17 protein-coding genes are annotated in these 14,138 nt (G+C 51.7%); 13 read left to right on the top strand and 4 right to left on the bottom strand.

Going from position 1 to position 14,138, the window contains the following annotated elements; all coding sequences use genetic code 11:
- The first annotated feature begins 1 nt into the window (after position 1).
- The 6 genes from mlaE to murA all read left to right on the top strand — a co-directional run bounded on the left by mlaE (position 2) and on the right by murA (position 3,980).
- The gene (gene mlaE, locus CWM66_RS18345; RefSeq protein WP_007369905.1) at positions 2-784 is read left to right on the top strand and encodes a lipid asymmetry maintenance ABC transporter permease subunit MlaE; all 783 of its coding nucleotides are present in this window, start codon (positions 2-4) and stop codon (positions 782-784) included.
- A gap of 4 nt (positions 785-788) precedes the next feature.
- A complete protein-coding gene (mlaD, locus tag CWM66_RS18340; RefSeq protein ID WP_007369906.1) occupies positions 789-1,340 on the top strand; it encodes an outer membrane lipid asymmetry maintenance protein MlaD in 552 nt (183 codons plus the stop codon).
- Between the two features lie 15 nt (positions 1,341-1,355).
- Positions 1,356-1,994, top strand: a complete 639-nt coding sequence (mlaC, locus tag CWM66_RS18335; protein WP_007369907.1) for a phospholipid-binding protein MlaC — start codon at positions 1,356-1,358, stop codon at positions 1,992-1,994.
- Positions 1,991-2,284: a lipid asymmetry maintenance protein MlaB gene (gene mlaB, locus CWM66_RS18330; protein ID WP_035887968.1), complete on the top strand. Its 294-nt coding sequence runs from the start codon at positions 1,991-1,993 to the stop codon at positions 2,282-2,284. Before mlaC ends, mlaB begins: the two co-directional genes overlap by 4 nt.
- A gap of 126 nt (positions 2,285-2,410) precedes the next feature.
- Complete coding sequence (gene ibaG / locus CWM66_RS18325) at positions 2,411-2,665, top strand: BolA family iron metabolism protein IbaG (RefSeq protein ID WP_007369909.1); 255 nt, start codon at positions 2,411-2,413, stop codon at positions 2,663-2,665.
- A 55-nt stretch (positions 2,666-2,720) separates the two neighbouring features.
- Positions 2,721-3,980 (top strand): UDP-N-acetylglucosamine 1-carboxyvinyltransferase, encoded by a 1,260-nt coding sequence (murA, locus tag CWM66_RS18320; protein ID WP_007369910.1) that lies wholly within the window; start codon positions 2,721-2,723, stop codon positions 3,978-3,980.
- A 58-nt stretch (positions 3,981-4,038) separates the two neighbouring features.
- Here the strand turns inward: murA and sfsB are convergent, their stop codons facing one another.
- Together sfsB and ispB are read right to left on the bottom strand one after the other, a co-directional pair.
- The gene (gene sfsB / locus CWM66_RS18315; RefSeq protein ID WP_007369911.1) at positions 4,039-4,314 is read right to left on the bottom strand and encodes a DNA-binding transcriptional regulator SfsB; all 276 of its coding nucleotides are present in this window, start codon (positions 4,312-4,314) and stop codon (positions 4,039-4,041) included.
- Positions 4,315-4,518: 204 nt separating this feature from the next.
- Positions 4,519-5,490, bottom strand: a complete 972-nt coding sequence (gene ispB / locus CWM66_RS18310) for an octaprenyl diphosphate synthase (RefSeq protein ID WP_007369912.1) — start codon at positions 5,488-5,490, stop codon at positions 4,519-4,521.
- A 258-nt stretch (positions 5,491-5,748) separates the two neighbouring features.
- Here ispB and rplU point away from each other — a divergent pair, with 258 nt between their 5' ends.
- From rplU to cgtA, 4 genes are all read left to right on the top strand, one after another.
- On the top strand, positions 5,749-6,060 hold the full coding sequence (rplU, locus tag CWM66_RS18305; RefSeq protein ID WP_007369913.1) for a 50S ribosomal protein L21: 312 nt from the start codon (positions 5,749-5,751) through the stop codon (positions 6,058-6,060).
- 20 nt (positions 6,061-6,080) lie between these two features.
- Positions 6,081-6,338: a 50S ribosomal protein L27 gene (gene rpmA / locus CWM66_RS18300; RefSeq protein ID WP_035887967.1), complete on the top strand. Its 258-nt coding sequence runs from the start codon at positions 6,081-6,083 to the stop codon at positions 6,336-6,338.
- Between the two features lie 95 nt (positions 6,339-6,433).
- On the top strand, positions 6,434-7,399 hold the full coding sequence (locus CWM66_RS18295; protein WP_007369915.1) for a DMT family transporter: 966 nt from the start codon (positions 6,434-6,436) through the stop codon (positions 7,397-7,399).
- A 15-nt stretch (positions 7,400-7,414) separates the two neighbouring features.
- Positions 7,415-8,593 carry an Obg family GTPase CgtA gene (gene cgtA, locus CWM66_RS18290; protein WP_007369916.1) on the top strand — a complete coding sequence of 393 codons (1,179 nt, stop codon included), beginning with the start codon at positions 7,415-7,417 and terminating at the stop codon, positions 8,591-8,593.
- 79 nt (positions 8,594-8,672) lie between these two features.
- Here the strand turns inward: cgtA and dacB are convergent, their stop codons facing one another.
- The gene (gene dacB, locus CWM66_RS18285) at positions 8,673-10,106 is read right to left on the bottom strand and encodes a serine-type D-Ala-D-Ala carboxypeptidase (protein ID WP_035887962.1); all 1,434 of its coding nucleotides are present in this window, start codon (positions 10,104-10,106) and stop codon (positions 8,673-8,675) included.
- Between the two features lie 247 nt (positions 10,107-10,353).
- Between dacB and greA the strand changes: the two genes are divergently transcribed.
- Entirely contained in the window at positions 10,354-10,830 is a 477-nt protein-coding gene (gene greA, locus CWM66_RS18280) for a transcription elongation factor GreA (protein ID WP_035887959.1), read from the top strand.
- Between the two features lie 152 nt (positions 10,831-10,982).
- On the opposite strand, the gene yhbY is transcribed toward greA, so the two are convergent.
- On the bottom strand, positions 10,983-11,276 hold the full coding sequence (gene yhbY / locus CWM66_RS18275; protein ID WP_007369919.1) for a ribosome assembly RNA-binding protein YhbY: 294 nt from the start codon (positions 11,274-11,276) through the stop codon (positions 10,983-10,985).
- 118 nt (positions 11,277-11,394) lie between these two features.
- On the opposite strand from yhbY, the gene rlmE reads away from it, so the two are divergent.
- Positions 11,395-12,021 (top strand): 23S rRNA (uridine(2552)-2'-O)-methyltransferase RlmE, encoded by a 627-nt coding sequence (rlmE, locus tag CWM66_RS18270; RefSeq protein ID WP_007369920.1) that lies wholly within the window; start codon positions 11,395-11,397, stop codon positions 12,019-12,021.
- Positions 12,022-12,123: 102 nt separating this feature from the next.
- Positions 12,124-14,055: an ATP-dependent zinc metalloprotease FtsH gene (gene ftsH, locus CWM66_RS18265; protein WP_007369921.1), complete on the top strand. Its 1,932-nt coding sequence runs from the start codon at positions 12,124-12,126 to the stop codon at positions 14,053-14,055.
- Positions 14,056-14,138: the final 83 nt, after the last annotated feature.

Below are 14,138 nucleotides of genomic sequence, written 5' to 3'. Positions count from 1 at the left end.
CATGCTGTTAAATGCACTGGCGGCGCTAGGACATCGCGGCATCAAAACGATCGCCACATTTGGGCGTGCCGGTTTGATGTTGTTCAACGCGGTGATTGGCAAGCCAGAATTCCGTAAGCATGCGCCGTTGCTGGTTCGCCAGCTTTATAACGTCGGCGTGTTATCCATGCTCATCATTATTGTCTCCGGCGTGTTTATTGGTATGGTGCTCGGCCTGCAGGGTTATCTGGTGCTGACGACTTACAGCGCAGAAACGAGCCTTGGCATGCTGGTGGCGCTGTCGCTGCTGCGTGAATTGGGGCCGGTGGTTGCTGCACTGCTGTTTGCCGGCCGCGCGGGTTCTGCGTTGACGGCCGAGATTGGCCTGATGCGCGCTACTGAGCAGATCTCCAGCCTGGAGATGATGGCGGTTGATCCGTTACGTCGCGTGATTTCTCCCCGTTTTTGGGCTGGTGTTATCTCGCTGCCGCTGCTGACGATCATTTTTGTCGCGGTCGGGATTTGGGGCGGTTCGCTGGTTGGGGTTAACTGGAAAGGTATTGATAGCGGCTTTTTCTGGACGGCGATGCAAAACGCCGTTGAACTGCGGCGGGACCTGGTTAACTGCCTGATAAAAAGCGTGGTCTTTGCTATTACCGTAACCTGGATTGCGTTGTTTAACGGTTACGATGCAATCCCGACTTCTGCCGGGATTAGCCGTGCGACAACGCGCACCGTTGTGCACTCCTCGCTGGCCGTACTCGGTCTTGATTTTGTGCTCACCGCATTGATGTTTGGGAATTGAGTTCATGCAAACGAAAAAAAGTGAAATCTGGGTAGGTGTTTTTCTGGTGCTGGCGCTGCTGGCTGCACTCTTCATCTGCCTGAAGGCGGCGGATGTCACGTCAATGCGTACTGAACCGACCTACCGCGTTTACGCGACATTCGACAATATCGGCGGCCTGAAAGCGCGCTCGCCGGTCCGCATTGGTGGGGTAGTGATTGGTCGCGTTGCTGATATCTCCCTCGATCCTAAAACCTATCTGCCGCGCGTGGCGCTGGATATCGAAGATCGTTACAACCAGATCCCGGATACCAGTTCGCTGGCTATCCGTACGTCGGGTTTGCTGGGGGAACAGTATCTGGCGTTGAATGTCGGGTTTGACGATCCAGAAATGGGAACCTCGATGCTTAAAGATGGCAGCACAATTCAGGACACCAAGTCCGCGATAGTGCTTGAGGATCTCATCGGACAATTCCTTTACAACAGTAAAGGCGGTGACAATAAGAATTCAGGCGATGCGGTAGCGCATGGTGAAGGGAATACTCAAGCCGCACCGTCTGCTGGTCAGACGAATTAAGAGGAGAATCGAGTTATGTTTAAACGCTTATTAATGGTTGCCCTGTTGGTAGTGGCGCCGCTGGGTGCGGCAGTCGCTGCCGATCAAAGCAACCCGTATGCTGCAATGAAAGATGCGGCGCAGAAAACGTTCGATCGCCTCAAAAATGAGCAACCGCAGATCCGCGCTAACCCGGACTACTTGCGTGATGTCGTCGATCAGGAACTGCTGCCGTATGTACAGGTGAAGTATGCTGGTGCGTTGGTGCTGGGTCGTTACTATAAAGAAGCTACGCCGGCGCAGCGCGACGCGTATTTCGCCGCTTTCCGCGAGTATCTGAAACAGGCTTATGGCCAGGCGCTGGCGATGTATCACGGCCAGACTTATCAGATTGCACCGGAACAGCCGCTGGGCGATGCCACGATTGTGCCGATCCGCGTAACCATCATTGATCCGAACGGCCGTCCGCCTGTGCGACTGGATTTCCAGTGGCGTAAAAACACGCAGACCGGAAACTGGCAGGCCTTCGACATGATTGCCGAAGGGGTCAGCATGATCACCACTAAACAGAATGAGTGGAGCGATCTGCTGCGTACGAAAGGTATCGATGGTCTGACTGCGGAATTGCAGTCTATTTCCCGCCAGAAAATTACCCTGGACGAGAAGAAACAATGACGCCGCAGCTCAGCTGGTCGCGCGAGGGTGAAAGCCTGACGTTGCATGGGGAACTGGACCAGGATGTCCTCAACCCGCTGTATAATGCACGCGTCGAGGCAATGAAAGGTGTAACGTGCATCGATTTACAGGGCGTAACTCGTGTTGATACGGCTGGTGTCGCTTTATTGATTCATCTTATCGCTGAGGGGAAAAAGCAGGGCACCGCTATTTCGTTGGCTGGTATGAGCGATAATGTCACAACGCTCGCAGCACTGTATAACCTGCCCGAGGATATACTCCCTCGCTAATTTTTTCAAAGCGTTACTATCTAAAGCCCCATCCTTTATATTGATGGGGCTTTTTGCTTGTTTAAGACCGCGTCACTTTCCTCTAAGATGTGTGACTGTTTTCACTATCAGATGATATTTACACCCATGGAAAATCATGAAATCCAGACAGTGCTTATGAACGCACTCTCTCTCCAGGAAGCCCACGTCACTGGCGATGGCAGCCACTTTCAGGTTGTCGCTGTGGGTGAGATTTTTGACGGCATGAGCCGGGTAAAGAAACAACAAACCATCTATGGCCCGCTGATGGAATACATCGCGGATAACCGTATTCATGCCCTGTCGATCAAAGCGTATACACCGCAAGAGTGGGCTCGCGATCGCAAATTAAACGGCTTTTGAGCGTAGGTGGGGCTCGTCCCGCTGCGCGTGTGAATTCTTAACAGAGATCAGATGAATGGATAAGTTTCGTGTACAGGGGCCAACGCGTCTCCAGGGCGAAGTGACAATTTCAGGTGCGAAAAATGCCGCACTGCCGATCCTCTTTGCCGCCCTGCTGGCAGAAGAACCGGTCGAAATCCGCAACGTTCCGAAACTGAAAGATATCGACACCACCATGAAGCTGCTGAGCCAACTGGGTACGAAGGTGGAGCGTAATGGGTCCGTATGGATCGACGCCAGCAAAGTGAATGTGTTCTGCGCGCCGTACGATCTGGTGAAAACCATGCGTGCCTCTATTTGGGCGCTGGGGCCGCTGGTTGCCCGTTTCGGCCAGGGGCAGGTTTCACTGCCAGGTGGTTGTGCAATCGGCGCGCGTCCGGTTGATTTGCACATTACCGGCCTGGAGCAGTTGGGGGCCGAGATCAAACTGGAAGAGGGTTATGTAAAAGCCTCTGTCAATGGCCGCCTGAAAGGCGCACATATTGTGATGGATAAAGTGAGCGTCGGCGCGACGGTTACGATTATGTCCGCAGCCACGCTGGCGGAAGGTACAACCATCATCGAGAATGCTGCCCGCGAGCCGGAAATTGTCGATACGGCAAACTTCCTCAACACGCTTGGTGCGAAAATCTCCGGTATGGGTACTGACCGCATTACTATCGAAGGCGTACAACGCCTTGGCGGTGGTGTTTATCGCGTGTTGCCCGACCGTATTGAAACGGGGACTTTCCTCGTTGCAGCGGCGATCTCCGGCGGCAAAATTGTCTGTCGTAATGCTCAGCCGGATACGCTGGATGCAGTGCTGGCGAAACTGCGTGATGCAGGGGCTGAAATCGAGGTCGGTGAAGACTGGATTAGCCTCGATATGCACGGCAAACGCCCGAAAGCAGTGAATGTGCGGACTGCGCCGCATCCGGGGTTCCCGACCGACATGCAGGCGCAATTTACGCTGCTGAATCTGGTCGCTGAAGGAACCGGCGTCATCACTGAAACCATTTTCGAAAACCGTTTCATGCACATTCCGGAGCTGATCCGCATGGGCGCGCATGCGGAAATCGAAAGCAATACGGCGATTTGCCACGGGGTAGAAGTTCTCTCCGGCGCTCAGGTAATGGCGACCGATCTGCGTGCTTCCGCAAGCCTGGTGCTCGCGGGGTGTATTGCTGAAGGGACAACCATCGTCGATCGTATCTATCATATCGATCGCGGCTATGAACGCATTGAAGATAAGCTCAGCGCTCTCGGTGCAAACATCGAGCGCGTTAAAGGCGAGTAAGCGACAGTTAGCGACAAAAAAGGGAGCCTCTGCTCCCTTTTTTACTGGCCGGTTTTACTTACTTATCGCCGCGCTTTTTGCGCATCAGCTTTGTTTTATCAATAAAAGCATGCGTGACGGGATCGTAATAGCGCGATGGCCATATTACCCACGGCTCTGTTCCCAGCGCCCTGGCGATAATCAACTCTCCTTTCGGCCAGGAACGGGTCAATGCATTCGCAAGGGTGGATGAGCTTAACCCGTTTTTTCGCGATTCTGCGGCCAGCGATGTCCCTTTTTTACGCAGCCCTGCAATAATATCGGCTTGATGCCAGTCGATAAATTTCGTTTCCATAACATCTCCCTGATAGAAGTTGATACCAATCCTTTTGTGATACTTACTATACTCATACAGGAATTTTTGTTCTAAAAAGTTCATGTATATTTTGTGTTTTAGGATTTTGACAAAGCAATGATGTCAGGTGATTTGAAAGGTTTTGATTTATTTATGGAAACTTACAAGAACTTTCCCGCGACAAAGCGCGGGAATCTGGAAGGATTAACGATCGCGCTGCACCGCGATATGGGCCAGGCCGATCAGTGCCTCTCTCCATGGGGTATCAGGCAGAACCTGTAGAGCAGAAATCGCTTTATCCGCTTCCTCTTCGGCGCGACGACGAGTCCACTCCAGTGAGCCGCAAGCTGCCATTGCTTCCAGTACAGGTTCCAGAAGATGCCGACCATTACCTTGCTCAATGGCTTCGCGAATCATCTGCGCCTGTTCCGGAGTACCGTGATGCATAGCATGCAACAGTGGCAACGTCGGTTTCCCCTCGTTCAGGTCATCACCGGTGTTTTTACCTAATGTCTCGCCATCAGCGCTGTAATCCAGCAAGTCGTCGATCAACTGGAATGCGGTTCCCAGATAACGGCCGTAATCCTGTAACCCTTTTTCCTCTGCTTCGTTGCAGCCGGCCAGCAGACCGGAACACTGCGCCGCCGCTTCAAACAGACGTGCGGTTTTGCTATAGATGACGCGCATGTAGTTTTCTTCGGTGATGTTCGGGTCGTTGACGTTCATCAATTGCAGCACTTCACCTTCGGCAATGACGTTCACGGCTTCTGACATCAGTTCCAGCACCCTCAGCGAACCGAGACTGGTCATCATCTGAAAAGCGCGAGTATAGATAAAATCCCCGACCAGCACGCTGGCTGCATTACCAAATGCGGCATTGGCTGTCGCTTTGCCGCGACGCATGTCAGATTCATCCACAACATCGTCATGCAGAAGTGTCGCAGTGTGAATAAATTCGATCAGCGCTGCGATCGTGATGTGTGAATTGCCTTCATATCCAACGGCGCGCGCCGCCAGTACTGCTATCATTGGGCGGATGCGTTTGCCACCGCCGCTTACGATGTAATAACCCAACTGGTTAATTAACTGAACATCCGAGTTGAGTTGTTGCAGGATCGTCGCATTCACACCCGCCATATCTTGCGCGGTTAACTCATTGATTTTTTCTAAATTCATCGCAAAAGCCGGGCTTTCAGTCCTGTTTACCACATATCAAAATGGGATAACAAAGGGTTACGGGTTAGAATAGTATTGTTGATTGTACTGTAAAAACGCGCCAGATAAACGATACCTTACAAGTTGTGTTTTTTTTCTTCGTTGAGTGACGATCTCTCTTGTCAAAGGCTCGCGATTTGCGTAATATTCGCGCCCTATTGTGAATATTTATAGCGCACTCTGATTGATCAGAATATGTGCGCGGAAGCGGAGTTTTATATGTACGCGGTTTTCCAAAGTGGTGGTAAACAACACCGAGTAAGCGAAGGTCAGACCATTCGCCTGGAAAAGCTGGACATCGCAACTGGCGAATCTGTTGAATTTGCTGAAGTTCTGATGATCGCAAACGGTGAAGAAGTCAAAATCGGCGTTCCTTTCGTTGATGGCGGCCTAATCAAAGCTGAAGTTGTTGCTCACGGTCGTGGCGAGAAAGTTAAAATCGTTAAGTTTCGTCGTCGTAAACACTATCGTAAGCAGCAGGGCCATCGTCAGTGGTTCACTGATGTGAAAATTACTGGCATCAGCGCCTAAGACCTGAGGAGTAGATTTAAATGGCACATAAAAAGGCTGGCGGCTCAACTCGTAACGGTCGCGATTCAGAAGCTAAACGTCTGGGCGTAAAACGCTTTGGCGGAGAAGCAGTTCTGGCAGGTAGCATTATCGTTCGTCAGCGTGGCACCAAGTTCCATGCTGGCCCTAACGTAGGTTGCGGCCGTGACCATACTCTGTTCGCTTTGACTGACGGTAAAGTTAAGTTCGAAGTTAAAGGCCCGAAAAACCGTAAATTTATCAGCATCGTTGCTGAATAAGTTTTTCGCGTCCCGGTAACGGAAGAAAGCCCCGCACAGGTTGCGGGGCTTTTTACATTAGAAGTCCGGTAAAATTTCTGGCAGGGAATACGGGCATGAAACAGCAGGCAGGCATAGGTATCGTCCTGGCGCTCATCACTGCGATGTGCTGGGGGGCGCTACCTATTGCGATGAAGCAGGTGCTGGAAGTGATGGAGCCGCCTACGGTGGTATTTTATCGCTTTTTAATGGCAGGGATCGGCCTCGGCCTGATTCTGGGCTACAAGAGGAAATTTCCTCCACTGCAAATGTTTCGTAAGCCGCGTTGGTTAATTTTGTTGGCTATTGCCACTGGTGGGTTGTTCGGAAACTTTATTCTGTTCAGCTCTTCCCTGCAGTATGTCAGCCCGACGGCCTCGCAGGTGATAGGTCAGCTTTCTCCCGTAGGTATGATGATTGCCAGCGTCTTTATTCTGAAAGAGAAGATGCGTGGTACTCAAGTGATTGGTGCATTGATGCTAATCAGTGGTCTGGTGATGTTTTTCAATACCAGCCTGGTGGAGATTTTTACCCGACTGACCGATTACACCTGGGGTGTTATTTTCGGGGTCGGTGCGGCAATGGTGTGGGTGAGCTACGGCGTCGCGCAAAAAATATTATTGCGTCGACTGGCGTCTCAGCAAATCCTCTTTTTGCTGTACACTTTATGTACGATAGCATTATTGCCGCTGGCAAAGCCCGGTGTACTGTTCCAGTTGAGCGAATGGCAACTCGCTTGCCTGATTTTTTGCGGGCTGAATACGCTGGTTGGGTACGGTGCGCTGGCGGAAGCAATGGCGCGCTGGCAGGCGGCGCAGGTAAGCGCATTGATTACGTTGACGCCGCTGTTTACGTTGTTATTTTCAGATGTGTTATCAATGGCCTGGCCCGATGTTTTCGCCAGACCGATGTTAAACCTGGTCGGTTATCTCGGTGCGTTTGTCGTGGTTGCGGGCGCCATGTTTTCCGCTATTGGCCATCGTCTGCTGGGACGTTGGCGCAGTCGTGAAGTGGTCGTCACTGTGCCCCGCTCAGGCGAATGAGTTACGGAGAGTAAAATGAAGTTTGTTGATGAAGCTACGATCCTTGTCGTGGCGGGCGATGGTGGTAACGGCTGTGTAAGCTTCCGCCGCGAGAAATATATTCCGAAAGGTGGCCCTGACGGCGGCGATGGCGGTGATGGTGGTGATGTCTGGCTGGAAGCGGACGAAAACCTGAACACGCTGATTGACTACCGTTTTGAAAAATCTTTCCGCGCAGAGCGTGGTCAGAACGGTCAGAGCCGTGATTGTACCGGGAAGCGCGGTAAAGACATCACCGTGAAGGTGCCTGTTGGTACGCGTGTTATCGATCAGGGCACTGGCGAAACCATGGGTGATATGACCAAACATGGTCAGCGTCTGATGGTCGCCAAAGGCGGCTGGCACGGTCTGGGCAATACCCGTTTTAAATCATCCGTTAACCGTACTCCGCGTCAGAAAACGATGGGTACACCGGGTGATAAACGCGATCTGCAACTAGAGCTGATGCTGCTGGCGGATGTGGGAATGCTGGGGATGCCGAATGCGGGTAAATCAACCTTTATTCGTGCCGTGTCTGCTGCAAAACCGAAAGTGGCGGATTATCCGTTTACTACTCTGGTTCCGAGCCTGGGCGTTGTCCGTATGGATAACGAGAAGAGCTTTGTGGTTGCTGATATTCCGGGGCTGATTGAAGGGGCTGCCGATGGCGCAGGTCTTGGTATCCGCTTCCTGAAACATCTGGAACGCTGCCGTGTGTTGCTGCATCTGATCGATATCGATCCGATCGATGGTTCCGATCCGGCTGAAAACGCGCGCGTTATCGTCGGTGAACTGGAAAAATACAGCGAAAAGCTGGCTTCTAAGCCGCGCTGGCTGGTGTTCAACAAGATTGACCTGATGGACAAAGCCGAAGCGGAAGAGAAAGCGAAAGCGATCGCTGAAGCACTGGGCTGGAAAGATAAATTCTACCTGATTTCTGCTGCCAGCCAGCAGGGCGTCAAAGAGCTGTGCTGGGACGTGATGACGTTCATCATTGAAAACCCGATCGCGCAGGCACAGGAAGAACAGCAGCCTGAGAAAGTTGAATTTATGTGGGATGATTATCATCGCCAACAACTCGAAGATGCTGAAGCGGTTGCTGAAGATGATGAAGAGTGGGATGACGACTGGGACGAAGACGACGAAGAAGGTGTCGAGTTCATCTACAAGCGTTAATACCTGAAACGCCCCGGTTTAGCGGGGCGCTGTAATCTGTGAAATGCCGGGACAGTGTGAACTACCCCGGCATTTTTTATTAGTTGTTCTGGTAGATATCTTTGTACAAACGGCTCTCAAAACGAACCAACGGAATACGACGGTTTCGTTGATCCGCAGGTTCTACCGCATAGCCTGAAAGGTACTGCACAAAAGCCATCCGTTGACCGCTGGCGGTAGTAATAAATCCGGCCAGGTTATACACGCCCTGCAATGACCCGGTTTTCGCAGAAACCTTACCGTCCACGCCTGCTTCATGCAGACCCGCACGGTATTGCAGCGAACCATCATAGCCAGCCAACGGCAGCATCGAGATAAAATTAAGCTCAGTATCATGCTGCGCAATATATTGCAGTACCTGCATCATGGTTGACGGCGCCAGCAGATTATGGCGCGACAGACCTGAACCATCCGCAATAATCGTATTTCCCAAATCAACACCGGCCTGCTGGCGCAGAATCTGACGAACTGCATCTGAGCCCGCTCTCCAGGTGCCGGGCACGCCAAAACGAGCATGTCCGATCATGCGAAAGACGGTATCGGCAATCATATTGTCCGATTTCTTCAGCATGATCTTCAGCAGGTCGTGTAATGGGGCAGATTGCTTACTGGCGATCACCGTGCCTGGCTGGTTTTCCAGCGTTTGTCGCAGCAGTGTGCCGGTGTAAGTGATGCCTGCGGTTTTGAGTTCGTCTTTAATAATGGCACCAGCATAGCTGGCACCGTCCTGGATGGCGAAAGCCAGCGGGAGTGGGTCTGCTCGTTGTGGCAGGCAGCCGGTGAGTGTGAAGCGGTTTAAATCGCCGGGCACAACGTCGAGTTCACAATATTGTGCTTCTGATGAACCACGCGCGAGGGTGCGAACCTGGCTGAACATATTGACCGGGTAGTAAGAGGCGATACGGATATAGGCCAGATCGCCTGGTTTTTGCGCACTATAAAGTGATATAGAGAAGCAGTTTCGATCGATAATCGCCGCAGCCGGGGGAGCGCTAAAGCACTGCGTCATATCATTCCAGGGCCAGCCCGGGGCTTTATCGTGGCTGGCGAAAATGGAAGTATCAATCAGTACATTACCCTCGATTTTCTGCACGCCTGACTTTTTCAGAGCGTTAATCATATTGCGAACATCCTGGCGTTTTAACGTCGGATCGCCGCCAAATCGTGCAATTAAGTCGCCTTTTAATACCCCATTCTCGACAGAACCTTTGCTTTCCAGCGTGGTTGTAAAGCGAAAGTCCGGCCCGAGTTGCAAAAGTGCCGCCAGTGCGGTGATCACCTTTTGCGTACTCGCGGGAAGCGCCATTTGCTTACCGTGGTAATCAATCTCGGGCGCCTGCGCGCCTACCTTTTGAACCATCAGTGCTAAATTCGCGCCGTCCGGAAGTTGATTAATATATTCGTCAACATTCGCGGCCTGAGCAGTCAGGGCTATACTAGTGGTCAATCCGATGATAAAGCTAGAAAATCGCATAATCTCGCGCTAACAACCTGGAAACAAGCCGTCATACTACGGCGCAACGCCCCGGAAAGTAAACGATGACCCATAGTGAACTTCCGGGTAAAATACGTATCAAATTGAAAAATTGTAGCTGACCTGGGGCTTTGTCCCCGGGTCAGTTTTCTTTTGCTCCTGCCCGGCGAGAAGCCCTGTCCGCGGGGAGACAGAGCAGACGGGGCGGGTTAACGCTCCTTACAGGAATGTTTAAGAGGTATAACAAATGCAAGCTATTCCGATGACCTTACGTGGTGCCGAAAAACTGCGCGAAGAGCTGGAGTTTCTGAAATCCGTTCGCCGCCCTGAAATCATCGCCGCTATTGCGGAAGCCCGCGAACATGGCGATCTAAAAGAGAACGCTGAATACCATGCTGCACGTGAACAGCAGGGTTTTTGCGAAGGCCGAATCAAAGACATTGAAGCGAAGCTCTCCAATGCGCAGGTTATCGATATCACGAAAATGCCGAAAAACGGCCGCGTTATTTTTGGCGCAACGGTTACTGTTTTGAATCTGGATAACGACGAAGAACAGACTTACCGCATTGTGGGTGATGATGAGGCTGACTTTAAACAGAACCTCATCTCTGTAAATTCACCGATCGCGCGTGGCCTGGTAGGCAAAGAGCAAGATGATGTTGTGGTTATCCGCACACCTGGCGGCGAAGTTGAATACGAAATCATCAAAGTGGAATACTTATGATGACAATACAGGTCACGTTTGTTGATCTATTGTAAAGAAAAGAAAAAGGCCGCATCGCGGCCTTTTATCAATACCAGGAGCGTGGCATTTTGCTCGTCTGCTGGCGGAAACCCCTCGTTTTACACAGCTTTTGTGTTCAATTCAGGATATCCTTAGCGTGGCAGCGAAATTTTACGCTCCGCGGTTGGGCGATAAAGCACCAGCGTTTTACCGATGACCTGTACATTGCAGGCGCCGGTTTCGCGAACGATAGCTTCCACAATCAAGGTCTTAGTTTCTCTGTCTTCAGAGGCGATCTTCACCTTGATAAGTTCATGGTGCTCTAACGCTTGTTCAATCTCGGCCAGTACCCCTTCGGTCAAACCATTATTGCCAAGCATAACTACCGGCTTGAGCGGATGTGCCAGACCTTTCAGGTGCTGTTTTTGTTTAGTACTCAGATTCATCGTATATTTTGCTTACGTTGGGATTGAAAACGGGTCATTCTACCGCCATCTCCTGTGTATCGCCAAATTGCGCGTCGAAATTTATCGATGTCGACGATGAACCCGGATGGAAAGTTAAATGACAGGTAAAAAGCGTTCTGCCAGCTCGAGCCGCTGGCTTCAGGAACACTTTAGCGATAAATATGTTCAACAGGCGCAGAAAAAAGGGTTGCGTTCCCGTGCCTGGTTTAAACTTGATGAAATACAGCAAAGTGACAAACTTTTTAAGCCGGGGATGACAGTTGTTGATCTCGGTGCGGCGCCTGGTGGGTGGTCGCAATATGCGGTCACGCAGATTGGCGGCAATGGCCGCATTATCGCTTGCGATCTTTTACCGATGGATCCAATCGTTGGTGTGGACTTCCTTCAGGGCGATTTTCGTGATGAATTAGTCCTGAAAGCATTACTGGAACGTGTTGGCGACAGTAAAGTCCAGGTTGTCATGTCTGATATGGCGCCGAACATGAGCGGAACGCCAGCGGTGGATATTCCCCGCTCGATGTATCTGGTTGAGTTGGCGCTGGATATGTGCCGCGATGTGCTGGCACCAGGCGGAAGTTTTTTAGTTAAGGTGTTTCAGGGCGAAGGTTTCGATGAATATCTCACGGAAATTCGTTCCATGTTTACGAAGGTAAAAGTGCGTAAACCGGACTCTTCGCGTGCGCGTTCACGCGAAGTGTATATTGTAGCGACCGGGCGAAAATGATACCCCGTTGATTTCGGCCTTTGGTTTGAAAGAAACTGGATATGTTGTATCCTGACGCTGTTTTTAACACAGTTGTAATATGAGGTTAATCCCTTGAGTGACATGGCGAAAAACCTAATACTCTGGCTGGTCATTGCCGTTGTGCTGATGTCAGTATTCCAGAGCTTTGGGCCCAGCGAGTCTAATGGCCGCAAGGTGGATTATTCTACCTTCCTGCAAGAGGTCAACCAGGACCAGGTTCGCGAAGCGCGTATCAACGGACGTGAGATCAACGTTACCAAGAAAGATAGTAACCGTTACACGACTTACATCCCGGTCAACGATCCGAAACTGCTTGATAACCTGCTGACGAAAAACGTCAAGGTTGTTGGTGAGCCGCCTGAAGAGCCGAGCCTGCTGGCTAACATCTTCATTTCCTGGTTCCCGATGCTGTTGCTGATTGGTGTCTGGATTTTCTTTATGCGCCAGATGCAGGGCGGCGGTGGCAAAGGCGCCATGTCGTTCGGTAAAAGTAAAGCGCGCATGCTCACGGAAGATCAGATCAAAACGACTTTCGCTGATGTTGCTGGCTGCGACGAAGCGAAAGAAGAAGTTGGTGAACTGGTCGAATATCTGCGTGAGCCGAGCCGGTTCCAGAAACTGGGCGGTAAGATCCCCAAAGGCGTACTGATGGTCGGTCCTCCGGGCACTGGTAAAACGCTGCTGGCGAAAGCTATTGCGGGGGAAGCGAAGGTTCCATTCTTCACAATTTCCGGTTCTGACTTCGTTGAAATGTTTGTGGGTGTTGGTGCTTCTCGTGTGCGCGACATGTTCGAGCAGGCCAAGAAAGCGGCACCGTGCATTATCTTCATCGATGAAATCGACGCCGTTGGCCGCCAGCGTGGCGCTGGTCTCGGCGGTGGTCACGATGAACGCGAACAAACGCTGAACCAGATGCTGGTTGAGATGGATGGTTTCGAAGGTAACGAAGGTATTATCGTTATCGCTGCAACGAACCGTCCGGATGTGCTCGACCCTGCGTTACTGCGTCCTGGCCGTTTTGACCGTCAGGTTGTGGTTGGTTTGCCGGATGTTCGCGGTCGTGAACAGATCCTGAAAGTCCATATGCGTCGCGTGCCGCTGTCGCCGGATATTGATGCCGCGATTATCGCGCGCGGTACGCCGGGCTTCTCTGGTGCCGATCTGGCGAACCTGGTCAACGAAGCTGCACTGTTTGCCGCTCGCGGTAATAAACGCGTGGTTTCGATGGTCGAGTTCGAAAAAGCGAAAGACAAAATCATGATGGGTGCGGAACGCCGCTCCATGGTGATGACGGAAGCGCAGAAAGAGTCCACGGCCTACCATGAAGCTGGTCATGCGATTATCGGCCGTCTGGTGCCGGAACACGATCCGGTGCATAAAGTGACGATTATCCCGCGTGGTCGTGCATTGGGTGTGACGTTCTTCCTGCCGGAAGGTGATGCGATCAGCGCCAGCCGTCGGAAACTGGAAAGCCAGATCTCAACGCTGTACGGCGGTCGCCTGGCTGAAGAGATTATCTATGGTGTTGAACATGTTTCTACCGGTGCGTCCAACGATATTAAAGTTGCGACCAACCTGGCGCGTAACATGGTTACCCAGTGGGGCTTTTCCGACAAACTCGGTCCGTTGCTCTACGCCGAAGAAGAGGGTGAGGTTTTCCTTGGCCGTTCTGTAGCGAAAGCGAAACATATGTCCGATGAAACTGCGCGTATTATCGACCAGGAAGTGAAAGCGTTGATCGAGCGTAACTACGATCGTGCACGTCAGATCCTGAACGATAACATGGATATTCTGCATGCAATGAAGGATGCTCTGATGAAATATGAGACCATCGATGCACCGCAGATTGATGACCTGATGGCGCGCCGCGAGGTACGTCCGCCGGCAGGTTGGGAAGATCCTGGCGCGAACAACTCTGACAACAATGGTACTCCGCGTGCACCGCGTCCGGTTGATGAACCGCGTACGCCGAACCCGGGCAACACCATGTCTGAGCAACTGGGCGACAAATAAGTTATCCGTTGCTGGACCTGTTCTAACTGAAAAACCCTGGGGCATGCTCCGGGGTTTTCTTTATTGTATTAACCGCAACAACG

This window comes from Kosakonia sp. H7A, assembly GCF_003028445.1.
GTDB lineage: Bacteria > Pseudomonadota > Gammaproteobacteria > Enterobacterales > Enterobacteriaceae > Kosakonia > Kosakonia radicincitans.
The sequence above is the reverse complement of the archived record's forward strand: the minus strand, read 5'-3'. Positions and strand labels throughout refer to the sequence as shown.